The sequence below is a fragment of the Mycobacterium spongiae genome (assembly GCF_018278905.1).
Lineage (GTDB): Bacteria > Actinomycetota > Actinomycetes > Mycobacteriales > Mycobacteriaceae > Mycobacterium > Mycobacterium spongiae.
This window is the reverse complement of record NZ_CP046600.1, coordinates 692396-717073: the sequence shown is the minus strand read 5'-3', so window position 1 is coordinate 717073 and position 24678 is coordinate 692396. Positions and strand designations below refer to the sequence as shown.

Sequence of the window (24678 nt, the reverse complement as noted above, 5' to 3'; positions counted from 1 at the left end):
TCCACAGGGGTTGTTAGAGCAGGCGCACACAGTCCCGAGCGATGGCCAGCTCCTCGTTGGTCGGGACCACCAGGACGGTAATCGGGGAGTCATCGGCGGAGATCCGTCGCGCGCCGCCCGCCGGGTGGAGATTGCGGTGCTCATCTAGCTCAATGCCAAGCTCGGTCATCCCCGCCAAGGCGTCCCGGCGCACCGTCGCATCATGTTCGCCGATCCCCGCGGTGAAGCTCACGACGTCGGTGTGGCCCAGTACTGCCAGGTAGGCGCCGATGTACTTGCGCAGCCGGTGGATGAATACGTGGTACGCCAATTGTGCTGCTGAATCCCCGGATTCGATCATCTGGCGAAGCCGCCGGAAATCGCGCTCGCCGGCCAAGCCCAGCACGCCGGCCTGGTGGTTGAGCATCGACTCGATCTGGTCCACGCCCATGTTGGCGTTGCGCCATAGATAGCTGATGACGCCGGGGTCGACGTCGCCGCTGCGAGTGCCCATCACCAAGCCTTCCAATGGCGTCAGGCCCATCGACGTCTCGACCGGTCGGCCGCCGGAAATCGCCGATGCAGAGGCACCGTTACCGAGGTGCAGCACAATCTGATTCAGGCGAGCCAACGGTTCGTTCAGGAATACCGCTGCCTGTCCGCTGACGTAGTGATGCGATGTGCCGTGAAATCCGTATCGGCGGATCTGCCACGCATCGGCCAGCTCCCGGTCAATGGCGTAGGTCGCGGCTGCCGCGGGCAGGTCGTGAAAAAAGGCAGTGTCAAACACCGCAACATGCGGCACATCCGGCAGCAATTCTCGCGCCACCGCGATTCCCAGTACCGCAGGCGGGTTGTGCAGCGGGGCCAGCGGGGACAATTTCTTGAGCTCGTCAACCACCCCATCGTCGATGAGTGTCGGCTGATAGAACTTCTTGCCGCCGTGTACCATTCGATGTCCAACCGCCGCCAGACCACACGCCCGCAGATCAAAACCGTTTTCTGCCAACTCGTCGAACGCGCGATGCAGTGCCGCGTCATGGCTGGCGACCGATGACGATGCTTCTCCGATTTGTTCAATGCTGCCCGCTGACCGCAACACGCCTGAGTCAGGTTCGACTAGAGCGAACTTGAGCGACGAAGAGCCGGAATTAATCACCAGCACCACATCATTGGAGCTAGCGGTTGACATGGACATCCTGAGCCTGAATCGCCGTTATTACCACGGTGTTAACGATGTCGTCGACCAAAGCCCCTCGGGACAAGTCGTTGACTGGCTTCCGAAGACCTTGCAGCACAGGGCCGATCGCGATCGCCCCGGCGGTGCGCTGAACCGCCTTGTACGTGTTGTTGCCGGTGTTGAGGTCCGGAAAGATCAGCACAGTGGCACGACCGGCCACCGGCGAGTCCTGCATCTTGGTAGCCGCGACCGACGGGTCTACCGCGGCGTCGTATTGAATGGGGCCTTCAACGGGCAGCTGCGGATCTCGCTCACGAATCAAACGCGTCGCCGCTTTCACCTTTTCGACATCAGCCCCGGTACCGGAGTCGCCGGTGGAGTAAGACAGCATGGCCACTCGCGGCTCAATTCCGAACTGTGCAGCGGTGTGTGCCGAACACACCGCGATGTCCGCGAGCTGTACCGGCGTGGGATTGGGGATGATCGCACAGTCACCATAGACCAGCACCCGGTCGGGCAAACACATGAGGAAAACGCTCGAAACCGTGGAGACGTCGGGAACCGTCTTGATGATTTCCAAGGCTGGCCGGACAGTGTGCGCTGTGGTGTGGGCAGCGCCCGACACCATACCGTCGACCATGCCCGTGTACACCATCATCGTCCCGAAATACGAAACATCGCCCATGGTTTCGCGGGCCTGCTCCACGGTGATTCCCTTTGACTTACGCAATTGCGCATACTGGTGGGCGAATTCGTCGCGCAGTTCGCTAGTTTGCTGATCGATCACCGTGGCGCCGCGAAGGTTGACGCCGAGCTCTGCTGCACGCAGGCGGATTTGCGCTTCGTTACCGAGAATGGTCAAGTCGGCGATCCCTCGCTGAAGGAGGCGGCCGGCGGACTTGAGGATTCTGTCGTCGCCGCCTTCCGGCAGCACGATGTGCTTGCGATCCGAACGAGCTTGCTGCTGCACCCGGTAGGTGAACATCTGCGGTGTGGTGGTGGTTGGGATCGAGATTGTCAGCTGTGCCAGCAGGTCGGCGATATCGACGTGGCGATCCATCAGGTCCAGGGCGGTGTCGATCTTGCGCTGTGACGCCGCCGTAACCCTGCCGCGTGCTGCGGCCGCAGCGCTTGCCGTCTCGTAGGTATCCAGTTCCGTGGCGATGATCGGCAACCGCAGCCGTAGGCCGGAGACCAGAGCCGCGATCGACGGATGCAGCTCAAACCCGCCGTTGAGAACGATGGACGATAACGACGGGAATCCTTCGGCCGCATGGGCGCTAGCGACCGCGAGCACGACGTCCGAGCGATCCCCCGGGGTAATCACGGCCATGCCGTCGCGCAGCCGCTCCAGCACGTGTCCGGCAGTCATGCCGGCGGCCAGAATGCCCATCACCTCGCGTTCCTGCATGGCCGCATCGCCGCTGATTACCGTCCCTCCCAACGCTTGTCGGAGCTCGGCGACAGTCGGCGCGGCCAACAGCGGTTCCTCGGGCAACACATAGCTGCGCGGCGCCAATGCACGGAGTGCGTCCGCGACAGCATCCAGCTCGGCGGGATCGCAGCGGTTGGCCACTACCGCGGCCGTGTGCGCACGCTGGGCGTCCAGCTCAGCCAAACTGACCTCGGCAGCACTGACGACCTCATCGGGGGTGCGGCCACTACCGCGCACCGTCAGCAAGACCGGTGCGCCGAGGTTCGCCGCGATCAGGGCGTTGACCGAGAGCTCGGTGGGAGTGGTGACGTCGGTGTAGTCGCTGCCGACGACCAGCACGGCGTCACACTCATCGGCCATTGCGTGATACGCGTCGACGATGTCGGCGATCGCAGCGTCTCGGGCGGCATGAAGCTGCTGGTAGGTCACGCCCACGCAGCGTTCGTAGGGCAGGCCCGCGGTGCTGCGCTCTAGCAGCAGGTCCAGGATGTAATCACGGTCTTCGCCAAGCCGGGTGATGGGCCGAAACACGCCGACTCTGGCGACCGTAGCGATCAGCCGGTGCAGAATCCCGAGTGCGATCGTCGACTTGCCGGTCTCGGGTTCGGGTGCGGCAATGTAGATCGCAGAGGCGGCCGCACCAGCGTGGGGCGCAGCCTGCATTTCAGCCAAGTCGGCGCAGCCTAGGGGCAAGGTCTTTCTCGAAGAGCTCCAGGAATCGACGCTGGTCGTGCCCGGGCGCGTGAAATACCAGGTGGTTGAGACCCCACGTGACGTACTGGCCGACCATTGCGACGGCTTCATCGGGGTCCGATGCCACGATCCAGCGCTTGGCGATCTGCTCGATCGGCAGCGCATCGGCGGCCTTCTCCATCTCGATCGGGTCGTCGATGCTGTGTTTCTGCTCAGCGGTCAGCGATAGCGGCGCCCAGAATCGGGTGTTGGACAGCGCCAGCTCCGGGTCGGGGTCGTAGGAGATCTTGATCTCGATCATCCTGTCGATGCCGTCCAGGTTGCGACCGGCAGCGTCTGCACCGGCTCGGACCGCTGGCATGAGCTTCTCGGTGTACAACTCCTCGCCTTTGCCCGACGTACAGATGAATCCGTCGCCCGCACGGCCGGCATACTTGGCCACCACCGGGCCGCCGGCGGCGATGTAGATCGGAACTCCCCCTTCAGGCACGTCATAGATCGAGGCGCCTTTGAGCCGGTAGTACTCCCCGTCGAAGTCCACGCGGCCGCCGCGCCACAGTTCGCGCATCAACCGCACCGATTCTCGCAGCCGAGCAAACCGCTCCTTGAACTCCGGCCACACGCCCTGATACCCCGTGGCGATCTCGTTCAGCGCCTCACCGGTGCCCACTCCGAGGAAGACTCGGTTCGGGTATAGGCAACCCATGGTGGCGAACGCCTGTGCAATGACGGCGGGGTTGTACCGGAAGGTGGGAGTGAGCACCGAGGTCCCCAGCTGCAGACGGTTGGTGCGTTCGCCGACGGCGGTCATCCACGACAGCGAGAACGGCGCGTGCCCACCCTGGTGGCGCCACGGCTGGAAATGATCGCTAACGGTCGCGCTGTCCATCCCGTGCGCTTCGGCGGCCACAGCTAGCTCGACGAGCTCGCGCGGTGCGAATTGTTCGGCGGACGCCTTGTATCCGAGTTTCAGTTCAGCCACGAGTTCTTTCTACTCCTATCTTGCGGTCGCGACCCGCCGCGCCCGGCTCCGCCGCGCTTGCGATCACTGCCCTCCCACCAGTCGCGACCCGCCACGCCCGGCTCCGCCGCGCTTGCGATCGCTGCCCTCCCACCAGTCGCGACCCGCCACGCCCGGCTCCGCCGCGCTTGCGATCACTGCCCTCCCACCAGTCGCGACCCGCCACGCCCGGCTCCGCCGCGCTTGCGATCACTGCCCTCCCACCAGTCGCGACCCGCCACGCCCGGCTCCGCCGCGCTTGCGATCACTCCTAGACTCGCCGTCATGGCCCACCAGTCGAAGGTGCCCACCGAACTTGTACAGGTCACTGACAGCGTGCACCTTGCCCATGGCCACGCGGTTAATTGGTTGCTCGTCACCGACGACACGGGCGTCATCCTGATCGACGCCGGCTACCCCGGCGACCGCGAACAGGTGCTGTCCTCGCTACGCGAGCTGGGCTACGAACCCCGCGATGTGCGCGCCATCCTGCTCACGCACGCACACATCGACCACTTGGGCTCGGCGATCTGGTTCGCCAGCCAGCACGGAACAGCGGTCTACTGCCACGCAGAGGAGGTACGGCACGCCAAGCGGGAGTACCTGGAGCAGGCATCGGTTGTGGATGTCGCGCTGCGCATCTGGCGGCCACGCTGGGCGGTATGGGGTCTTCATGTTCTTCGCAGCGGCGGCCTGATCCGCGACGGCATCCCGACCACCCAGCCGCTGACCGACGACGTTGCCGTTGCACTGCCAGGCCAGCCAACAGCGGTTTTCACCCCGGGCCACACCACTGGACATTGCTCGTATCTTGTCGACGGCGTGCTGGCCAGTGGTGACGCTCTGGTTACCGGCCATCCGCTGCTCCGTCGCAGCGGGCCCCAGCTGCTTCCGGCGGTATTCAGCCATAGCCAGCAGGACGCGATCCGCAGCCTGGACGCGCTTGCGCAGGTCGACGCTGAGATCCTGGCACCCGGCCACGGCGACTTGTGGCGTGGCCCGATCCGCGAGGCCACGGACGCGGCCCTGAAATTAGCGGGCGCAGCGACATAAGCCACCAGCCCTGGTGCAGTACCACGATGATGCTGATGGCTCGCTAGCCGCGCGAACGGCGCAACATCAGCCCAAGAGCCGCTCGCCAACCTAGCAGCAGCACCGCGGTGACCGAGGCAGCAACGACAACGAAGCTCGCCGCCACCCCGGCCGAACTGACCTTGCGCAGCACCATGCCGATCGTCACCGTCGATAGCCAAACAACCACGCCGGTGGGGGCCACCGCCGTGGGTCGCCGCCAACCGCGCGACACCAACCATCCGACGATGGCCCCAGTGAGAAACGGCCACGCCGTGGTCGCGACGCCAGCAATCGTGACCCCTTCGGCATGGCTGCGACGCCCAAGAGCACAAAAAATGAGCACGGCGACAACGTCGACAGCCAGCCAGACCAGCCAGTTCAGCGCGCGCCACGGTTGCATCCCGCGAGAGTACCGGGCACGGGCAGGATTGAGGCATGAGCACTGACACCATTCCCGCCTTCGACCCATCTGATCCGCTTGGGCTTGACGCGGCACTGTCCAGCGACGAGATCGCGGTCCGCGACACCGTCAGGCGGTTCTGCGCCGAGCACGTTACCCCGCACGTGGCCGACTGGTTCGAGAACGGCGACCTGCCGGTTGCCCGCGAGCTAGCGAAACAATTCGGCGAACTCGGTCTGCTTGGAATGCATTTGCGGGGCTACGGATGCGGCGGCGCGTCCGCGGTCCACTACGGCCTGGCCTGCCTAGAGCTCGAAGCCGCTGACTCCGGAATCCGTTCGCTGGTGTCGGTGCAGGGCTCGTTGGCGATGTTCGCGATCTGGGCCCATGGCTCCGAGGATCAGAAGCGCCGGTGGCTTCCGGGCATGGCGAGCGGTGAGTTGGTCGGTTGCTTCGGGCTGACCGAGCCCGACGTCGGGTCCGATCCGGCCGCGATGAAGACCCGGGCACGCCGCGATGGTGCGGATTGGATCGTCGACGGCCGCAAGATGTGGATCACCAACGGCTCGGTCGCCGACGTCGCGATCGTATGGGCCGCCACCGACGACGGGATCCGCGGATTCATCGTCCCCACCGACACCCCGGGCTTCAGTGCCAACACCATCCACCACAAGCTGTCGCTGCGGGCTTCGATCACCAGTGAGTTGGTCCTCGATGGCGTGCGGTTGCCCGCCGACGCTCTACTGGCCGGCGCGACCGGCGTCAAGGGGCCACTGTCTTGCCTGTCGGAGGCACGCTACGGAATCGTCTGGGGTGCGATGGGAGCCGCCCGGTCCGCGTGGCAGTGCGCGCTCGACTACGCCACACAACGCACTCAGTTCGGTCGTCCGATCGCGGGATTTCAGTTGACGCAGGCAAAGCTCGTTGACATGGCGGTCGAACTGCACAAGGGCCTGTTGCTGTCGCTACAGCTCGGCCGGTTGAAGGACCGCAGCGGACTGCGCCCGGAACAGGTCAGCTTCGGCAAACTCAACAACACGCGTGAGGCAATCGAGATCTGTCGGACCGCTCGAACAATACTGGGCGGCAACGGGATATCGCTGGAGTATCCGGTCATCCGGCACATGGTCAACTTGGAATCAGTGCTGACCTACGAGGGCACACCAGAGATGCATCAACTGGTCTTGGGCCAAGCATTCACTGGCCTATCCGCATTCCGCTGACCCCAAGCTGCAAAACTTGAGCATGCCGATCTTGCGAAACGTCGCGTGTGTGCTTTTCGCCTTGGGGATGGTGTCCGGCTGCGGATCGCCGAGCAGCGAGCTGTCCGAGGCGTCGCCTCGTGGCGCGGGCACCCAAGCCGAAGCGGTCATGCGGGTCGTGCGGGACTTCATGGCGCAGGCTCATCTGCGGGCCGCGATCGTCCGGGTCAGCGTAGCCGGCGAGGCGATCGTTACTCAGGCTGTTGGTGATTCGATGACCGGGGTGCCGGCCACCCCCGAAATGCGCTTTCGCAATGGCGCCGTGGCGATCTCGTACGTCTCGACCTTATTGCTCAAGCTGGTCGACGAGAAGAAGGTGAGCCTTGATGACACGTTGTCCACGTGGTTGCCCGAGTTTCCACACGCCGACCGCGTGACGCTGGGACAACTAGCTCAGATGACGTCGGGCTACCCCGACTACGTGCTCGGCAACGAGGAGTTCAACGATGCGCTCTACGCCGATCCTTTTCGGCAATGGACAACTCAGGAATTGCTTGATCAGATCTCCTCACGCCCGCTGCTTTACGACCCCGGGACGAACTGGAACTACGCGCACACTGACTACGTCTTGCTAGGGCTGGCTCTGGAGAAGGCGACGGGTCAAGACATGCCGACACTGATGCAGAACAAGGTCCTCGGTCCGCTTGGCTTGACGGCCACCACCAACTCCGACACTCCCGCCATCCCCCAGCCCGTCCTCCACGCTTTCAGCTCCGAACGCCGGGGAGCGCTGAAGATCCCCGATCAGATTCCGTTCTACGAAGAATCGACGTATTGGAATCCGTCCTGGACTATCACTCGTGGCGCAATTCAGACGACCAACATCTATGACCTGGAGGCCACCGCAGTTGGCATCGGTTCCGGCAAGCTGCTCTCGGCAGACTCCTACAAGAAGATGGTTTCGACCGATCTGCGCGGTAAGACGCATAAGCAACCGGGCTGCCCTACCTGCTTCGAACAAGACGAGGGCTACACCTACGGTCTCGGAATCGTCATATCCGGTGACTGGCTTCTGCAGAATCCCCAGTTCGCCGGCTACGGAGCAGTAGCGGCCTATCTGCCGTCACAAAAGGTTGCGATCGCTGTTGCAGTCACCTACGCGCCTGAGGCATTCGACGACGAGGGCGACTACCGCAATCAGGCTGACATACTGTTTCGCAAGATCGGCGCCGAAATAGCTCCGAACGACGCCCCACCGATAAAGCCCAGGAGATAGCCAGTGGCGATTATCAAACGTCGGATCGTTGCCATCATCACCGCGTGGGGCATGTCCCTAGGTGCGTTGATTGGGACGCAGACGGCACATGCCGACCCCACCGACACCCTGCCCCCGATGACACCTACCGACGCCGGGCCGATCATTGGCGGCAGTAACGGCGCAGTAGGGCAACGGATCTCGGAGCAGCTGGTCAGCTTCGACGATCCCGATGTGCAAGAAGTCGACGGCTCGGATGCTGCCCAGTTCATCGCGGCGGCAGCTGATGTCGCCGACCGCGACATCGCCTCCGTCTTCCGCCTGCTGGAGCGGGCGCTCGGATGCCAACAGGATGGTGCTGGATTCGGAGCGCGCGCCTACCGGCGGACGGACGGGCAATGGGGCGGCGCGATGCTGGTCATCGCCAAGAGCACGGTCGACGACGTCGATGCCCTCACCGCATGCGCCAAGTCCGGTTGGCGCAGAGCGACTGCGGGCGGACCGAATTCGATGTGTAACAACGGCTGGACCTATCCGCCATTTACGCGCCGGGGCGAGGAAAGCTACTTCGTCTTGCTGGCCGGGACCGCCTCGGACTTCTGCAGCGTGCCCAATGCCAACTACCGGACCACAGCACGTTCCTGGCCACGTTAGAACCGCTCGCATAACCGTCTCTTGCCGAGATGCGCTGCTGTATAAGTCTTTTATCGCGCGACGCTGACGTATAGCAGTTGCTGTCGCATGAACACTACGAGTTCCGCAGCAGCCAAGCTGATCAGACGTCTATTGTCATCGCGTGTCATCGCGCGTCATCGCGCGGTCCGGATCAAGCGCCCGATGCGGAACGCCGCGCATCTGCGGTGATCAGGTCGGCTGGAAAGCCAGGCAACCGACCCAGCGCATCGAGCAGCATATGCGCGCACGTGCCGGCCAGCTGGTCAGCGTCGAGCGAGGGATCGACGACCCGCTGGCTGCAGAACTCGCCTGCGAATCCCACCCAACTGAACACCGTCGCCTGGACCGCTCCCCGCACCTGAGTGTCGAAGGCCGCCCCCATTGCCCGATCGAGAACGGTCATGATCAGGTCCACCACCCGGTGATAGTCGATGTCCTCGATGGCCCTCAAGAACGATTCCCCACGACCCATCTCGAGGTAGATCGTCCGCGTGCTGTAGGGGTGCGTCTCGTCGTGGCGCAGGTAGACCAACACCCCGTCCCGTACCCAGTCAAACAGCGACTGACCCCCGTCGTCAGTGAAACTGCGAACGTCCTCGCCCATGGCGCTGACCCGGTCGTACATCCGCTGGCCTTCGGCGAACACCACCGCCGCGAAAAACTCCCTCTTGTCGCGAAAGTAGTGATACATCAGGGCTCGCGATATGCCCGCCTGCTGGGCGATTTCGTCGAGGCGCACCTCGTCATAAGGGCGGGCACCGAACACTTCGGAGCCCAACTCGAGCAACTCGGCCCGACGGTCCTCCGGCGACAGCCTGCGGTAGGAACCAGCCATGGAAGCACCCTACTGGACAGCGTGCAGCGACATGGCCATTCGCCACCGCCCGATGCCGAGGGTGCGAGAAAACTGCGAACACCCACTCGCCCCAGATGTTTGTGGTGCGGCCGCCCGCAACGACCGGGCGGCCTATCCGACGAACTCGGGGCGCGGCATCACGGCGTGACGTACCCCGCCGGGCCGCATCGTGGCCACGCTCAAGCCGCCTTCGCCGCGGGGGGCCATTCCGGCAAAGGGCAGACCGCCGAACATGTTTCCCGGCCCGCCTATCTCGCCCGGGGAACCGGCACCGATGCCCGCACTCGACACCTGCCCGACGAGGGGCCCAGACGCCCCAGCGGCCGAAGCCCAACTCTGCGGCACAGATAGCGGACCGAGGGAGACGGCCTTGCCCACCTCAGCCGACACCGCCGATTCGGGTGCGCTCAATCCCGGCAATTGCTCCGCCGACCAGCCACCCACCCGGGCCAGTTCGCCGCTCAGGGCTGAGCCCAACGCCGTGGCAGCGTCCCCCTCGAGGGGCGCGGCGATGGCGCCGGACGCGCCAAGGGTCTTGACCACCGAACTCATCGATGACATCGCCGACATCGATGAACTCATCGTCGACGCACCCGAGCTGGTCGGCGCCGCCACCATCGTCAGCTGTTCCAGGGCATCCTGCAGACTCCAGCCGTTGGTCCCGGACGACGCGATCGACGAGGTCCCGAGCTGCAGCGGTTGGGCGAGTTGTTGCAACGCCTGCGGCACTGCCGACGCGACATCAGGCAGCGTCGCGGAGGCCCGCGTAGCCCCCGACACGGCGCCAGCCTGGGCGACGGCGACGGACTGCTCGGCCACACCGGTCACATCGACCACCTGGTCGGGCCCAGTGAACGATGTCAAGGTCGACGCCGTCGCTGATGCGGCGGCGTACCCGTACATGGCCGCGGCATCCTGAGCCCACATTTCCAGGTAGTGGGCCTCCGCGGCTGCGATCGCGGCGGCATTCACGCCCAAGACGTTGGTCGCGGTGAGAAACATCAACCACGTACGGTTGGCCGCAACCACCGGCGGCGGCACCGTGGCCGCGAAGGCCGTGTCATACGCGCCAGCGGCTGCTCTCATTTGCGAGGCCGTCAGCTCCGCGCGTACCGCTGTGGCGCCAATCCACGCCACGTAGGGCGCGCTCGCGGCCGCCATCGCCACCGCGGCCTGGCTCAGCCAGGCGTGATCGGTCAGCGTGGAGATGATCGCGTGACTGGCACTGGCCGCGGAATACAGCTCTTCGGCCGTTACCTCCCAGGCCGCGGCGGCGATCAACATCGAGCCAGAGCCGGGACCCGCGTACATCTCGGCGGAGTTGACCTCTGGGGGTCGCGCTCCGAAATCCATTTTCCTATACCTCCAACTGATTTCGCGTCCACCGACATCGAACGGACGGTCGCGGCCTGGCGACCCGACGTCGGGGTTTGGTGTCTATCTCGCGCCGTGCGGGCGTTGATGCCGACGGGTTAGGCGAGAATCAATGCCGCCCATAGGCGAGAAACGTTCGCTCGTCTCTCTGGCGGGGAGCCGCAAACGCGTCGCGGCTACTGATCGAAGATCAGCGACGAGCCAGGCAGTACCGGGTCAAGAGAGTCCGACCGGCAATGACAGGAACCGGCCCGGAAGGCGGACTGCGCCCGTCCGGCACGGCTCGGTGCGCGGACAAGACGGTGGCGACGACTATCGCCGCCATGCCAAGTGCAAGCAGTGGCCCGGTCGAGCGTGGCAACACGGCAATCGCAACTTTGGCCGAGCACTGCGATGTGGAGCCGTCGGCGACATGCACATGCCCGACGATGGTGGCCAGTCTCAAGCCCGACGCCGTCGACAGCTGCTGAGGATTGGCCTCGAGAGATTGCGCCCGCGAGATGCCGCAGTGCCCGCCAGCGACTCCCACCAGGAGCCAGATAGCAAGCGCAGCGGCAACCATCGATCGAGGCCGGGGCGATCTGCACCGCTCCGCACACCCGCGCCGCGACAGCGCCGACATGCCGGACATCACTTCCTCACGTTATACCCCATACCCGTATGCTGTAAACCTGGCTCGCCGCGCGTACGCGCCAGCACTGCGGGACGGCTAGCCCAAGACTCGCGCTCCGTTCTCGTCGGTCGAGTCGTACGGTGTAGATGCGCCGCACAGACTGTTGCGACTGAAGGAGGAGCATGACCAGCCCATCCAGCAATCCCTCGGCTCTCGCCAGCCGCCATCGCGTCGTCATCATTGGAAGCGGATTCGGTGGTCTGAATGCGGCCAAGGCGCTCAAGCGGGCCGATGTCGACGTGACCCTCATTTCGAAGACGACGACCCACCTATTCCAGCCGTTGCTCTATCAAGTGGCCACTGGAATCTTGTCGGAAGGCGAGATAGCGCCCACCACCCGGCTGATCCTGAAAAGACAGAAGAACGTCCGGGTGTTGCTGGGCGAGGTCAGCGCCATCGATCTCACTGCGAAGACGGTGACGTCGAGGCTGATGGACATGCATACGGTCACGCCATACGACAGCCTCATCGTCGCCGCCGGGGCACAGCAGTCCTACTTCGGCAACGACCATTTCGCCACTTTTGCACCCGGAATGAAAACCATCGACGACGCCCTAGAATTGCGCGGCCGGATTCTGGGCGCGTTCGAGGCAGCCGAAGTCACCACCGACCACGACGAACACGAACGCCGCCTGACCTTCGTCGTCGTCGGTGCCGGCCCGACGGGCGTAGAGCTGGCCGGGGAGATCGCCGAACTCGCCGCACGCACCCTGGCTGGGGCATTTACCACCATCAAGCCCAGCGAGTGCCGGGTGATCCTGCTCGATGCCGCGCCCGCGGTGCTGCCGCCAATGGGCGAGAAGCTGGGCCTGAAGGCGCAACGCCGGCTGGAGAAGATGGGGGTCGAAGTTCAGCTCAACGCCATGGTGACCGCCGTCGACTACAACGGCATCACCGTCAAGGACAAAGACGGCGTCGAACGCCGCATCGAATCCTCATGCAAGATGTGGGCGGCCGGCGTCCAAGCCAGTCCCCTCGGCAAGATGCTTGCTGAACAGTCCGACGGCACCGAAATCGACCGCGCCGGCCGGGTGATCGTGCAGCCCGACCTCACCGTCGCGGGCCACCCGAACGTCTTCGTCATCGGAGACCTGATGTCCGTACCCGGCGTGCCAGGGCAGGCACAAGGCGCGATCCAGGGCGCGTCCTACGCCACCAAGGTGATCAAACAGTCGCTCAAGGGCCGCGACGACCCGGCCAATCGCGCACCGTTCAGCTACAAGGACAAGGGCAGCATGGCGACTGTGTCCCGGTTCACCGCCGTGGCCCGGATCGGAAAGCTGGAGTTCGGCGGCTTCCTAGCCTGGTTGGCCTGGCTAGTGCTGCATGTGCTCTACCTGGTCGGCTTCAAGAACCAGTTCACCACGGTGCTTCACTGGGCGGTCACCTTCATCGGTCGCGGTCGCAGTCAGATGACCATCACCAGCCAGATGATCTACGCCAGACTGGCGATGAATTGGCTCAAATCACAAACCGAGGACGCCTTCACGGCGGCCGAACACGCCGAGCAGGAGGCGTCGAAGGCAGACGAGGCCCAGGCCGCTGCCCGGGAGAAACAGCGGGTCGAATAGCCGCTGACGCACTAACTGAGAGCCTGGTCGATATCGGCAATCAGGTCGTCGGTGCCTTCCAGTCCGACGGAGATGCGGACCACGCTGTCGCCGAGACCGATCGCGGCGCGCCCCTCTGGACCCATCGCTCGGTGCGTCGTGGTCGCCGGATGGGTGATGAGGGATTTGGCATCGCCCAGGTTGTTGGAGATATCGATCAGCCGCAGTTTGTCCAGCACGGCGAAGGCGCGTTGCTTGGCGGTGTTCTCCGGGGCATCGAGCGCGAAAGTGACCACGGTTCCGCCACCTGACATCTGACGCTTGGCCAGGTCGTGCTGCGGGTGTGACACCAGATACGGATAGCGAACCCAGCTGACCGCTGGATGTTCCTCGAGGAATTCCGCAATGCGCTGCGCCGCGGAATTGCTCTGGTTGACGCGTATCGCCAGCGTTTCGAGGCCCTTCAACAGCACCCAGGCGTTGAAGGCACTCATGGCCGGGCCGGTGTGGCGCATCAGCTTCTGCACCGGACCGTCGATGTACTCCGCGTCTCCCAGGATGGCGCCGCCGAGCACTCGGCCCTGACCGTCGATGTGCTTGGTGCCCGAATACACCACCACGTCGACCCCAAGCGGAAAGCCTTGCTGCAGCAGCGGGGTCGCAAATACGTTGTCCAGCACAACCTTTGCGCCCGCCGCGTGCGCCAGCTCGGTCACCGCAGCTATATCCACCAGCGACTGCATGGGATTCGACGGCGTCTCGAAGAACACCGCCTGCGTGGGCACCGACAGTGCCTGCTCCCATTGCGCCAGGTCATCGCCGTCGACGAAGACGGTCTGGACACCCCATCGGGGCAAGATCTCGCTGCACACCACGAAACATGACCCGAACAGGCTGCGCGCTGCGACCAACCGGTCACCGGCCGCCAGCAGCGCACCCAACGAGGTGAACACCGCGGCCATGCCGCTGGCCGTCGCGAACGCCGCCGGGGCTCCCTCCATCAATCGCAGCCGTTCCTCGAACATGGCCACCGTCGGGTTGCCGTACCGGGAGTACACAAAGCGATCCAGATCACCGGCGAACGACTCCTCGGCAGTCGCGGCCGACCCGTAGACATACCCGGACGTCAAGTACATCGCCTCGGCCGTCTCGTCGAATCCCGACCGCAACATACCGCCGCGAACGCCGATGGTGGCCGGGCTGACGCCATCCGGCAGCGGCTTCGGGTTACGGACCGATCGGTCGTCGGTCACGCGCGCCACGCCCCGCGCAACCGGTCTCGGGTGCCAGCCGTGCGGCGCATGGCCGCGGCCCCTCGCTGCCCCATCGGTGTCATCCCTGCTTCCAGGGAAGTCCAACCGCCCGCCAACCGGTCGCGCCGCGGTGGCCCTGAGCATCGAGATGTCCTTCGAAGCCATCCAGCACGTTGTAGGCCGGACCAATTCCCGCTTCCGTTGCGACCTCGGCGGCACCGATGGAACGTTGCCCGGAGCGACAGATGAACACCACCGGCCGTTCGGCCTGGTCGGCGGCAACCGGCGCAATCCGGTCCGTCAGTTCGGCCACGAAGTTCGTGTTGGGAGCACCGTCGGACCGGTTCCACTCGATGTAGACCACCTGTCGGCCCAGTCCCGACAGGTCGGGCACACCGACGAAGCACCACTCCGCATCGGTTCGCACGTCTACCAGTACCGCGTGCGGGTTATCACTGAGCATCTGCCAGGCCTGCTGTGGTGTGATATCGCCTGCGTATTTCACCCGCGTGAGTCTCGCATATTCAGCGTGCTCGCGATTTCGCGGGCGCGGTCGGTTGCAGCCGCCAAATCGGGTGCGGTGGCCAGCGCCACGCCATGTGCGGGCAGCGCGCCGCCACGATTCCAACGCCCGGCGGCCTGGAAGATTCGGACGTCACTTTCGGGCACGCGCAGCGCATCGATCAGCGCCTCGGCACTTGGGGCCTTCCCGGCCGAGCTCAGCACCCGCGCGGCGGCCGGCGAGATCAACATGGTGTCCACCGCCAGACCCAGAATCACCCGGGCCTGCAACTCGAACGCAGAAAGCCGCTGGCTGCGCACGGTAACCCAGGCACTCTCTCCTGGGAACGCAGCGACATCCGCGAAATAGACCTCATCGCCGTTGACCATCAGCTCGACCCCGAATACCCCCCGCCCGCCGAGCGCCTTGACGATGCGGGCAGCGATCGACTTGGCCGCGTCCAGCGCCGCCGCACTCATCTGGTGGGGTTGCCAGGATTCCCGCTCACCGTCCTCGGCGCCGCGGTGACCGATGGGCCCGCAGAACCTGATCTCGGGACCCTCGGCGCCATCGCTGGACACCACAATCATGGTGACCAGATACTCGATGTCGACCGGTGTCTCCGCCCACACCCGACCACTGGCTGGCCCGGACTCGGGCGCTGTCTCTTGCCCTACCGCGCGCTGCCAGGCGGGCGCGACCTCGTCGGGTCCGGTGACCACCGACCGTCCCCTGCCTACGGCTCCGGCCACCGGCTTCACCAGCAGCGGAAACCCGGCGTGGGCGGCCACCGCCTCGAGTTCGCCCAGCGAACCAACGAACCAGAACGGCGCGGTCGGCAGGCCGAGCTCGTCGGCGGCCAGCCGGCGAAGTCCTTCCCGGTCGGCCGTCAACCGGATGCTGCGGGCGCCGGGCACCAGCTGGGGAAACCCATTTTCGGGCGGCCCACTTTCCCGGGTTTCGAGAGCATCGAGAATATCTACCGCGACCGCATCGGTGAGCGTGGTCAGATAATCCGGGTGCAGCCGCTCGACCACCACCGCGAGTTCGTCAGCGTCGGTCATCTTGACCACCAACGACTGATCGGCGACCCGGTGCGCCGGCGCTTCCGGGTAGTCGTCGATAGCGATCACCTCAGCACCGAGCCGCTGTAACGCGATCACCAGCTCCCGGCCGCGCTCATCAGAACCCAACAGCAGGACGCGCGGGCGGGCGGCAGATCGGTCGTCGCGGTCGGAATCGGCAGGCTCGTGACGTGGCTGCACCGCCGGCGGCACAAAAAGAGACGTCGTCTCGGCATCCGCCGCGGCCTGCGGGCGCCCATGCCTGCCGGTGGGCTCGCGCTGTCCTTCGGTCAAGCCTTCGGTCACCAGCTCACCCTCTCGCTCGGTAGTCGTCGAACAGCGGGACACGATCGTGCATGCCGCTCAAGGATAAGAGCGTAGGTAGCGGCCGTGCGCAAGGCGGACGCGACCGAGACGATCGTTTCGAGGCCTCTCGGGAAGGCCACTATGAGAGAAAGGCGCTTCGTCGCTCATTTTTTTAATTTTTGTGTAACTCTGCTGATAGTGCCCTGTATATCTTGGTCACAGGAGGTGGGGGCAAGTGAGTGATATGTCATGACCCGAACAGCCCGTAGCCGATGATCGGGTATAGGTCTTGATCGGGACACCGACACCGTATTCAAGACCCCATAGAACGCCATTCGCCGACCGGACCGTCTCGTCAAGGAGAAGTCCATGTCTTTCGTGACGACACAACGTGGGGCGCTCCGCGCCGCACGTCCGGTGTCTGCGGTGGCAGCTGCGCCGGTCGCCAGTTGCGTCGCGACGTACCAGGTGGTTGGCGCCCGGTCCGCGGCCACCGCCCCCCGGGGAGGTGCCTAGGCATGGACTTCGGCGCCCTCCCGCCAGAGATCAATTCGGCCAGAATCTACTCGGGTCCCGGCTCCGCTCCGCTCATGCGCGCAGCCGCGGCCTGGGAGCGGCTGGCTGGCGAACTGAACGCGACAGCTGATTCCTACACCTCGGTAATTTCTGGGCTCACCGGTGATGGGTGGCGAGGCGCGTCGGCGCTGTCGATGGCGGCCGCGGCGGCACCCTACGTGGCCTGGATGAGGGGCACCGCCGCGCAGGCCGAGCAGGCTGCCGCGCAAGCGGTCGCGGCGGCCAGCGCATATGAATCGGCGTATGCGATGACGGTGCCCCCGGCGGTGATCGCGGCCAACCGCAGCATCACGGTGTCGCTGGTCCGATCCAATGTGTTCGGCCAGAACACTCCAGCGATCGCGGCCAGCGAAGCGGATTACGGCGAGATGTGGGCACAGGACATTGTCGCGATGGAGGGCTATGCCGGTACCTCGGCGGCCGCATCGGAGTTGGCACCGTTCACCACGCCACCGCCGACCACCCATGGGGTTGCCGAACTGTTGAGTGACACGGCCGCGACGGAGCTAGCTGCGGCCGCACCCGCTGCGGCAATCGGAACGGACGTCCTGCCCACCCTTCAATCGTTCCTCCCCCCGCCCTTTGACGCCCTACCAAACCCCCTCCAAGATCTCGACATTCTGGTAGCCACCGGATTGCTCGTTGCCGGTGCCAGCCTCGCGACATCATTGGCACAGTTCGCCGAGGACGTTCGCGACGACGAAATCGATGAATCAATCCAACGACAACTCGCCGATCGTGAATTGGCGAAGGACGCACAGCCGGGTGTGGCTGCGCCCGAGATCGCGTCGAAGCCAGGACTTAGCGCTGCGGTCACTGCGAGCGGCGGCCGTGCTGCCACCGTCGGCGGCCTGTCGGTGCCGCAGAGCTGGGCACTTCCCCCGGCCGTGCGCCAGGTCGCGGCGATGTTTCCCAGCTCGACGCCGATGTTCGTGGCCAGCGATTCCGACGGCAGCTACATGGGCATCATGGGCGCAGGTATGGCCGCGACCGGTCTGGCGGGTCTTGCGGCCAGGGGTGGTGCCCCCTCCTCGCCAACGCCCCCGGCAGCCGCTTCGGCCGCGGGCGGCGGCGCCGGCGCGGCCGCCGCGAAGCCCGCGGCCAACACACCCGCGATTCCCGCCGCGGCTGCCGACGCTGCGATTCCCGGCCTGCCGCCCGGATTGCCGCCGGGGGTGGTGGCCAACCTGGCGGCGACGTTGGCCGCGATCCCCGGGGCGACCATCATCGTGGTGCCACCGACCCAGGGTCAATAGTCACGTGCCGGGGATCGCGTAGCCGACCCAAGTCGGGACGGTCGGGACGCCGGAGGTGGGCGTCGTTGCCTACAGAACGCCCAGCGCTTTCTTCGTCTCGTAGTCGCAATCGCCCGGCTGCGCGTTGGGGTTCGCCGGCAGTCGTGGCTGGAATCCGGTGCTGTTCTTCCGTGATTGAAATTCCTTCACGAACTTTCCGGTCGGTCCGTCGTAGACCCCGTTTATTTGAACGCCCAGAGGCCGCGAGTAACTGCCGAAGGCGCGCAGAGCGCGTCGCTGGATCAATCGGACTTGATCACCGGATAGCGGCTCGACGCCAACGCGCCAGATTCCATCCCACGTCGCGTTTGCTGCTGGCCTCGTGACTGGGCTGACGTCCTCGGCGCCGTGAACCGTATCGCCCACCTGGTCGCGCGCGTCGGTCTCCGGTTCGCCGACCACCGGCGGCGCCTCGGTGGGAGGTACTCCACCAGCGACGTCGGGCACGGCTACGGGACCGCCGGTGAAACGCCAGTAGATCCGCCCGTTTTCGAACTCTTGGTATACCGTGTCCGAACAGTGTTCGATTTCGCGGGATTGCGGCCAGCCGAACTTTCCCGTTACCCCACCGGCGCTCCGCCAGGTTTCGGCGATGCCGCCGTGCACTGGCCAGGCGTGGTCGTCGCCGGTTCGATGGTAGATGGTGCCGTGCTGGAAGTTCTGCCACGTCCCCTGATCAACCTGCACCGCGTCGTCGGTGGGATAGCCCAGAAACGATGTCTCCCAGCCGACCGACGCCCAGAAATCGTAGATGCCTGGCTTCGGGACGGCAAAGGTGCCGATTTCGGGATGGAAGTAGATGGAGCCGTGCTCATAGTGCGCGTATCGTCCCACTCCGTCCGGGCTGGGCCGTTCGCGCTCGACGATCGTCGTGTGGCCCAACCAGTCGTTGGTATCGCGCACCTGCTCGATACGGGTCTTCACGCCAGGCTGCGGACCAGCGTTGCGGTACACATCGGGACCGCGATCGATCAATTCCTGTACTTCTCGACGGAACTGGTCGAGGTCGATGCCTGCCGGATCAATCTTGCCGTGGACCAGGTTGTATTCCCGGTGACCGCAGAACCATGATGAATCCTTGCCGAGATACCACAGGATGGCGGCCGTGCAGATCTTGTAACTGCGCAGCTGTTCGGGTGTCCAATCCCACGGCGGGATCCCACGACTTACCGCTTCGATGCCGATCGTGTACCAGTTGGCATCGGTGGTGAACTTGGGCGCCCACGCCGAGCCGCGCCCGGGCCCGGCGTGGTTGCAAATACCGACGGCGATGAACTTGAACGTGCCGTCTTTCTCCAGCACCAGTTGCGCTAGCGGCCCCGCCAAGCCGGCACGGCCGTTCTTGACCACCTTCCAGTCGTTTGTGGTTCCCCCGGCGGTGTGGTGGCCGATGACTCCCCGCACCTCACGGAAATCACCGTGCCCGCAGTTCATCGGGTTTCCCACGTCGGTGAGGGCGAGCCCCCATAGCCGCATCACCTTCGGGAGCCAGACCGGATCGCCGCGCCACACCTTGGTGAGTGGTTTCAGCTGTGGCACTGCCTGTTCCGGTTGTTCGCGCGGTGTCACGGGTACTGCTTCGCCCTCAGTGCCCCACTGACCGAACAACGGCTTCAGGATGCGGTTGCGGTCCACGCCGATTCCGTTGACCCTGCGCCGATCGATCTCGAACTGCTTGATGTGTGCAGCGGGGTGCGCTGCAGCGTCGATGTCTCCGCCCCACCCGTGTTCCCAGAAGAAAGTGCCGATTCCGGCTTCCAGACACCTGTCGATCACCCATGGGTTGCAGTAGACGCCCAGCCGCTCGTTGCCCAGAAACTCCTGCCACGCCTCAAGATACGGCCTGACCTTGCCATCCCACTCTGCCTGGCTGGGTGCCGCGTCGATGGACACGTAGATGACGCCCCGGGGATGTCCACCGGCAGCCTCGTGGATGTCCTGGGCCTTGCGTGCGTCCTGAGCGCCGCCCGGGAAGCCCCGGTTGTAGTCGGAGGTGGCGAAGCCGCCCTTGGCGAACTGGTAGTTGGAAACAAGTTGTAGGCCATGGTGTTTGAAGTCATCGGCTTCGGCGCGGGTCAGCGGCTTGCCCTGCATCCAGTTGGCGCGCCGTTCCGAGACATAGCGAACCGCCCCGACGAACCCGGCGTCCTTGATCGCCCGCGCACCGGGAATCCCGGCGGAATAGTCGACCATTTCCTTGCCGACCAGATCGTCGGTCGTCGCCTCGCTGGGCCGTTCCGGCGACACGTGTTCACCAGGATAGGCGGCGTCCTTCAGCCAGGGCATCGGGTCGATCTTCCGGCTCGGGTCGTAGCCAAGAGGCATGACGGACAGGTGCAGATGGGGTGCCACGCCACCGTTGCTGGCTTGGTCGGGATTGATGTGACCGATGCGCTGCCCTGCTTCCACTCGCGTGCCGTCGACAACCTCGCCCACAATGTGGCCGTATTCGGTGGTGCCGCCGCCGTCCTCGGTCGGGTGGTCGATGACTAGCCATCCCGCGGGATCGGGACCCCCGTAGCCGGCGGCCGCCCCGGAGCGAGTCACCCGTCCGCCCGCGCACGCGTAGACGGGCCGATTGGCCGAGCCGCCGTCCCAGCCGAAGTCGACGCCAGCATGATGAGTGCCCCACCGGGGTCCGAACGGCGAGGTGATCCGGTGGCCCCGCGCCACGGGCCAGAATCTGTTCGTCATGACAACTCCTCAGGTATCCGGAATCATGATCAGGTAGGCGAGCCCCTTCTACCGGTCGCATTGGCTAAAGGATCTCGTCGATCAGCCCGATACCCACGTCAATGCCGGTGCGATTGCCGAACTCGGGCCGGGGCAAGTGGTACTCGTTGTGGGTTCGAATCCCACCCAACGCCACCAGACTCTTGATCAAGCCCGGGATGTCGCTGAGCAACCCCTTCGCGGACAACGCCTCCACCAGCTCTGGGTCCGGGTCTTCACCTGATATCCCTTTGAATAGCTCGTTGAGCGTGTCGACCGGGATGCGGGTTACCAAAGCTAGGGCCTGAACACCCAAGGGACCGAATAGCCCCCCAAGTATCGGGGGGATGAAGATGTTGTAGAAGCTCGCGACGGTCGGCACGATTACCTGGGCTGAATAGGCCACGAACGACAACTCGGTCTCGGCTCGGGTGAACCAGGGATAGAACAGCGGCACCAGGGTTGTGTCCTCGGCACACGCGTACATGTCATAGTGCGTCACAATGTCGAAAGTGATGGCCTGCAGCCAGTCTGGTGGATGCCAGCGCGCGATGCCCGCACCACGCGGGTCGTTGCCGATCTTGGTTGGACCCGACGGGCGAGTGGGGTTGCCCACCATAATGGCGCGCCGCAATCGATGCCGCTGGGACGCGAACTCGCCGCCGTCACCGAACAATTCCGCGGTGGCACGCTGCATCCCGTCGGCGCCCTGTGAGTAGGAGATCGTGACGATGTCTCCGGCGGTGTTGAGCCTTAGCAGCCGTGCCCACTCGTTACGCAGAACTTTGATGGACTCGTTGAAGGACATTGTCGGGTCGGGTGGACCGAAGAAGCCGCCGGCTGGATAGTCAACCGGTTGATGTCTCAGCCCACGACGTTTCGCGTGCTCGCCGATCTCGAACGGCGGCCCGATCGACCACGGGGCCCGCGTGCCAGCGGCGCTGTAGACCCACGTCGTCGACAGGGGCCGCGCCTGGCCGGCACTGAACCCGATCCGGATCAGGAAATCGTCATCGGCCACACCGTCTTGCGGCAACCCGAGCCGACGCTTGGCCTCGTTGACAACAACGCCGTCAAAGTAGCCATAGTGCTCATCAACGGGCAACTCTTCGGAATACGAGGCGAACTTGCGACGCATGAACTCTTGCCAGCGGCCAACCTCGGGGCCGCTTGATCCCATCTTGAACCCCATCAGTTATGCACCGTTCAGTCGACATTGGTTAAAAACCGCGATTGAATTGCCGGGTACGATGTCCCTGCGAATTTGTCGGGACCGATAATTTGTGAGCCGTTTTCCCTATTCATCTAGGGAATCCTCTCGGTGCGCTTCCAGCCTTTTCAATTCTGGCTCCGGCGCGCGGAATAGTCCATAGTGCAACCGCTACGTGAACCTGGGTTGCGGCGCTCGCCACCAAAATAGGCTTCAGTGGGTTACGGCGATCCGTTCGACCCATTCACACCAAGCACACGCCCGCCAGCGCCGCCGGTGCCACCAGATCCCACCACTACGCCAATCCCGCCGTTACCGCCGTTCCCGCCGTTCCCGACCAACCTGGCGCTGCCGCCGTCGCCGCCATCACCGCCATCGCCGACCAGCGTGGCGCTGCCGCCGTCCCCGCCGCTACCGCCGTTACCGAACAACAGTCCACCGCTTCCGCCGCTACCGCCGTTACCGGCGGGATTGACATCGAAGCCAGTGCCGCCGGTACCGCCACTGCCGCCATCTCCGATGAGCGCGGCATTGCCGCCGTTACCGCCAGCCCCGCTGGCGGTCCCGCCGGCACCGCCGTTACCGCCAGGACCGCCCGAGCCTGCGACCGCGCCGCCGGTGCCGCCATTGCCGCCGGCCCCGCCGACTGATCCGGAGCCAACGCTGATCCCGCCGTCGCCGCCAGCCCCGCCGCCGCCGGCCAAACCGCCAGCCCCGCCAGCCCCGCCATCGCCACCACCCCCGGCATCCCCGCCATTGAGGCCCGACCCACCGTTCCCGCCGGCGCCGCCGGCCCCGCCGGCCCCGAACACCTTGCCGGCCCCACCGTTCCCGCCGTCCCCGCCTGCACCTCCGTTGCCGGCACCGTCGCCGCCGGCACCGCCAGAGCCGCCATTGCCGGCGTCGCCGGAGAGGATCCCGCCTGTGCCGCCGGTCCCGCCGGTGCCGCCACTCCCACCGGTGCCGCCGTCCACGGCCGCGCCACCAGCCCCGCCAGCCCCACCGTTGCCGCCCCCGCCGCCCACACCGCCGGCCCCGCCGGCCCCACCAGCGCCCCCGGCACCCCCAGCCCCGCCATTGAAGCCCAACCCGCCGGCCCCGCCGGCCCCGCCAGCCCCACCCGCGCTGCCGCCGCCCGCTCCGCCGGCCCCGCCGGCCCCGCCGTCTGCACCCAACCCGCCGGCACCCCCGGCCCCGCCCAAGCCGCCGGCCCCGACGGGCCCGCCCAAGCCTCCGGTTCCACCATCACCGCCGGCAGCGTCGGCGAACCCCGAACCGCCAGCACCCCCAGTACCGCCGTTGTTGAACAGACCGGCGGCGCCGCCCACACCCCCGGTGCCGCCCACGCCGCCGCTGCCACCCACACCGCCGGCACCGCCAGCGCCACCGGAACCGGCGAAGCCGAAGAGCCCGCTGCGGCCGCCGTCCCCGCCATCCCCGCCGGCTATGCCAGGCCCACCAGCCCCACCGAAGCCACCGGCCCCGAATAGCCAGCTAGCGCCCCCGCCGGCGCCGCCGACACCGCCAGTGCCCAACAGTCCAGCAGCCCCGCCGGCCCCGCCCTTGCCGCCGTCTCCGAAAAGTAGGCCGCCGGTACCGCCGGCTCCCCCGTTAGCGCCGAGGCCGCCGGCCCCGCCGGCGCCTCCGGTGCCGAACAGGCCAGCGGCCCCGCCGACGCCACCGTTGACTCCCGCTGCCCCGGACCCACCGGCCCCCCCGTTGCCGAACAGGATGCCGCCGGCCCCACCGTTGGCCCCGCTACCGGCAGGCGCGTTAGCGCCGTTGCCGATCAGCGGACGACCGAACAGCGCGAGGAACGGCGCATTGACCGTATTGAGCGAGTCGTTTAGCACTTGTTGCAACGCGTTTTGCGCCTCGGCCGCCTGAAAGCCCCGCGCATTGGTGTGCAGGTTGGACACGAACCGCTGATGAACAGCGGCCGCTTGGGCACTGAGCTCCTGATAACCCTCAGCGTGAGCATTCAACACCTCTGCCATCGCCGCCGATACCTCATCGGCCGCGGCGGGAGCTATCGCAGTGGTGGCTGCGGCTGCAGCCGCGTTGGCTGCGCTAACGGCTGAACCTATACCCGCCAATTCACCGGCGGCCATCAGCAACTCATCGGGAACGACAGACACAAAAGACACGACACAAAACCCCTTCCACCCAACAACACGTCTTCAACAACGCCTGCACAACACTGGGCGCGACCCTGTTTGGTCGACCGGTCTGCCGCACGATCGGGTGACAGTTTCGGTTTCCCGGCCGGGTGAGCCGGTTTGGTCATGATTACTTCGAATTCGACGGGGGTCAACCGGCCGAAGCCGATGTGCCGGCGCCCGGGGTGGTAGGTGGCGAAGCGATCGGACACGAGCTGGGTGGTGGTCGTGCGGGGCGTGTCGCACGATGACCGG

Annotated in this window: 20 protein-coding genes; 7 read left to right on the top strand and 13 right to left on the bottom strand. The window is 65.6% G+C overall.

Going from position 1 to position 24678, the window contains the following annotated elements:
* Positions 1-13: 13 nt before the first annotated feature.
* The 3 genes from F6B93_RS02790 to fgd are packed head-to-tail and all read right to left on the bottom strand — an operon-like array spanning position 14 to position 4269.
* Positions 14-1171 (bottom strand): acetate kinase, encoded by a 1158-nt coding sequence (locus F6B93_RS02790; protein WP_211697631.1) that lies wholly within the window; start codon positions 1169-1171, stop codon positions 14-16.
* Positions 1158-3257, bottom strand: coding sequence for a phosphate acetyltransferase (pta, locus tag F6B93_RS02785; protein WP_211699236.1), 2100 nt, complete (start codon positions 3255-3257; stop codon positions 1158-1160). The genes F6B93_RS02790 and pta overlap by 14 nt, the downstream gene beginning before the upstream one ends.
* A gap of 1 nt (position 3258) precedes the next feature.
* Positions 3259-4269, bottom strand: coding sequence for a glucose-6-phosphate dehydrogenase (coenzyme-F420) (gene fgd / locus F6B93_RS02780; RefSeq protein ID WP_211697630.1), 1011 nt, complete (start codon positions 4267-4269; stop codon positions 3259-3261).
* 303 nt (positions 4270-4572) lie between these two features.
* Between fgd and F6B93_RS02775 the strand changes: the two genes are divergently transcribed.
* Positions 4573-5340 (top strand): MBL fold metallo-hydrolase, encoded by a 768-nt coding sequence (locus tag F6B93_RS02775; RefSeq protein WP_211697629.1) that lies wholly within the window; start codon positions 4573-4575, stop codon positions 5338-5340.
* A gap of 43 nt (positions 5341-5383) precedes the next feature.
* On the opposite strand, the gene F6B93_RS02770 is transcribed toward F6B93_RS02775, so the two are convergent.
* Complete coding sequence (locus F6B93_RS02770) at positions 5384-5761, bottom strand: DUF3054 domain-containing protein (RefSeq protein ID WP_211697628.1); 378 nt, start codon at positions 5759-5761, stop codon at positions 5384-5386.
* A 35-nt stretch (positions 5762-5796) separates the two neighbouring features.
* On the opposite strand from F6B93_RS02770, the gene F6B93_RS02765 reads away from it, so the two are divergent.
* Genes F6B93_RS02765 through F6B93_RS02755 form a run of 3 tightly spaced genes read left to right on the top strand, consistent with a single transcriptional unit; the run spans position 5797 to position 8872 of the window.
* Positions 5797-6984, top strand: a complete 1188-nt coding sequence (locus F6B93_RS02765) for an acyl-CoA dehydrogenase family protein (protein ID WP_211697627.1) — start codon at positions 5797-5799, stop codon at positions 6982-6984.
* 22 nt (positions 6985-7006) lie between these two features.
* Complete coding sequence (locus tag F6B93_RS02760; protein WP_211697626.1) at positions 7007-8239, top strand: serine hydrolase domain-containing protein; 1233 nt, start codon at positions 7007-7009, stop codon at positions 8237-8239.
* Between the two features lie 3 nt (positions 8240-8242).
* A complete protein-coding gene (locus F6B93_RS02755; protein ID WP_425518489.1) occupies positions 8243-8872 on the top strand; it encodes a hypothetical protein in 630 nt (209 codons plus the stop codon).
* A 172-nt stretch (positions 8873-9044) separates the two neighbouring features.
* Here the strand turns inward: F6B93_RS02755 and F6B93_RS02750 are convergent, their stop codons facing one another.
* The 3 genes from F6B93_RS02750 to lpqS all read right to left on the bottom strand — a co-directional run bounded on the left by F6B93_RS02750 (position 9045) and on the right by lpqS (position 11685).
* A complete protein-coding gene (locus F6B93_RS02750) occupies positions 9045-9728 on the bottom strand; it encodes a TetR/AcrR family transcriptional regulator (RefSeq protein ID WP_211697625.1) in 684 nt (227 codons plus the stop codon).
* 132 nt (positions 9729-9860) lie between these two features.
* Positions 9861-11102: a PPE family protein gene (locus tag F6B93_RS02745; RefSeq protein ID WP_211697624.1), complete on the bottom strand. Its 1242-nt coding sequence runs from the start codon at positions 11100-11102 to the stop codon at positions 9861-9863.
* Between the two features lie 211 nt (positions 11103-11313).
* Complete coding sequence (lpqS, locus tag F6B93_RS02740) at positions 11314-11685, bottom strand: putative copper homeostasis (lipo)protein LpqS (RefSeq protein ID WP_211697623.1); 372 nt, start codon at positions 11683-11685, stop codon at positions 11314-11316.
* A 233-nt stretch (positions 11686-11918) separates the two neighbouring features.
* Between lpqS and F6B93_RS02735 the strand changes: the two genes are divergently transcribed.
* Entirely contained in the window at positions 11919-13367 is a 1449-nt protein-coding gene (locus F6B93_RS02735; protein WP_211697622.1) for an NAD(P)/FAD-dependent oxidoreductase, read from the top strand.
* 11 nt (positions 13368-13378) lie between these two features.
* Here F6B93_RS02735 and F6B93_RS02730 read toward each other — a convergent pair whose 3' ends face one another.
* The 3 genes from F6B93_RS02730 to purT all read right to left on the bottom strand — a co-directional run bounded on the left by F6B93_RS02730 (position 13379) and on the right by purT (position 16471).
* A complete protein-coding gene (locus F6B93_RS02730; RefSeq protein ID WP_211697621.1) occupies positions 13379-14599 on the bottom strand; it encodes an O-succinylhomoserine sulfhydrylase in 1221 nt (406 codons plus the stop codon).
* Between the two features lie 79 nt (positions 14600-14678).
* Positions 14679-15104: a rhodanese-like domain-containing protein gene (locus F6B93_RS02725; RefSeq protein WP_211697620.1), complete on the bottom strand. Its 426-nt coding sequence runs from the start codon at positions 15102-15104 to the stop codon at positions 14679-14681.
* Positions 15101-16471, bottom strand: a complete 1371-nt coding sequence (gene purT / locus F6B93_RS02720) for a formate-dependent phosphoribosylglycinamide formyltransferase (RefSeq protein WP_211697619.1) — start codon at positions 16469-16471, stop codon at positions 15101-15103. Before purT ends, F6B93_RS02725 begins: the two co-directional genes overlap by 4 nt.
* 369 nt (positions 16472-16840) lie before the next feature.
* On the opposite strand from purT, the gene F6B93_RS02715 reads away from it, so the two are divergent.
* Both F6B93_RS02715 and F6B93_RS02710 read left to right on the top strand, forming a co-directional pair.
* Positions 16841-16987 (top strand): hypothetical protein, encoded by a 147-nt coding sequence (locus F6B93_RS02715; RefSeq protein ID WP_211697618.1) that lies wholly within the window; start codon positions 16841-16843, stop codon positions 16985-16987.
* A gap of 2 nt (positions 16988-16989) precedes the next feature.
* The gene (locus F6B93_RS02710) at positions 16990-18303 is read left to right on the top strand and encodes a PPE family protein (protein WP_211697617.1); all 1314 of its coding nucleotides are present in this window, start codon (positions 16990-16992) and stop codon (positions 18301-18303) included.
* Between the two features lie 69 nt (positions 18304-18372).
* Here F6B93_RS02710 and F6B93_RS02705 read toward each other — a convergent pair whose 3' ends face one another.
* The 3 genes from F6B93_RS02705 to F6B93_RS02695 form a co-directional block, all read right to left on the bottom strand.
* Positions 18373-21036, bottom strand: a complete 2664-nt coding sequence (locus F6B93_RS02705; RefSeq protein WP_211697616.1) for a glycoside hydrolase domain-containing protein — start codon at positions 21034-21036, stop codon at positions 18373-18375.
* A gap of 64 nt (positions 21037-21100) precedes the next feature.
* Complete coding sequence (locus F6B93_RS02700) at positions 21101-22246, bottom strand: alpha/beta hydrolase family protein (RefSeq protein WP_211697615.1); 1146 nt, start codon at positions 22244-22246, stop codon at positions 21101-21103.
* Between the two features lie 239 nt (positions 22247-22485).
* Positions 22486-24411: a PE family protein gene (locus F6B93_RS02695; protein WP_211697614.1), complete on the bottom strand. Its 1926-nt coding sequence runs from the start codon at positions 24409-24411 to the stop codon at positions 22486-22488.
* Between the last annotated feature and the right edge of the window lie 267 nt (positions 24412-24678).

Coding starts and splice junctions, on each gene's coding strand:
- F6B93_RS02765 (WP_211697627.1), top strand. CDS start 5,797: ATGAGCACTGACACCATTCCCGCCTTCGACCCATCTGATCCGCTTGGG.
- F6B93_RS02745 (WP_211697624.1), bottom strand. CDS start 11,102: ATGGATTTCGGAGCGCGACCCCCAGAGGTCAACTCCGCCGAGATGTAC.
- F6B93_RS02705 (WP_211697616.1), bottom strand. CDS start 21,036: ATGACGAACAGATTCTGGCCCGTGGCGCGGGGCCACCGGATCACCTCG.
- F6B93_RS02715 (WP_211697618.1), top strand. CDS start 16,841: ATGTCTTTCGTGACGACACAACGTGGGGCGCTCCGCGCCGCACGTCCG.
- F6B93_RS02760 (WP_211697626.1), top strand. CDS start 7,007: ATGCCGATCTTGCGAAACGTCGCGTGTGTGCTTTTCGCCTTGGGGATG.
- F6B93_RS02735 (WP_211697622.1), top strand. CDS start 11,919: ATGACCAGCCCATCCAGCAATCCCTCGGCTCTCGCCAGCCGCCATCGC.
- lpqS (WP_211697623.1), bottom strand. CDS start 11,685: ATGGTTGCCGCTGCGCTTGCTATCTGGCTCCTGGTGGGAGTCGCTGGC.
- F6B93_RS02710 (WP_211697617.1), top strand. CDS start 16,990: ATGGACTTCGGCGCCCTCCCGCCAGAGATCAATTCGGCCAGAATCTAC.
- F6B93_RS02700 (WP_211697615.1), bottom strand. CDS start 22,246: ATGGGGTTCAAGATGGGATCAAGCGGCCCCGAGGTTGGCCGCTGGCAA.
- F6B93_RS02750 (WP_211697625.1), bottom strand. CDS start 9,728: ATGGCTGGTTCCTACCGCAGGCTGTCGCCGGAGGACCGTCGGGCCGAG.
- F6B93_RS02775 (WP_211697629.1), top strand. CDS start 4,573: ATGGCCCACCAGTCGAAGGTGCCCACCGAACTTGTACAGGTCACTGAC.
- pta (WP_211699236.1), bottom strand. CDS start 3,257: ATGCAGGCTGCGCCCCACGCTGGTGCGGCCGCCTCTGCGATCTACATT.
- F6B93_RS02770 (WP_211697628.1), bottom strand. CDS start 5,761: ATGCAACCGTGGCGCGCGCTGAACTGGCTGGTCTGGCTGGCTGTCGAC.
- F6B93_RS02790 (WP_211697631.1), bottom strand. CDS start 1,171: ATGTCAACCGCTAGCTCCAATGATGTGGTGCTGGTGATTAATTCCGGC.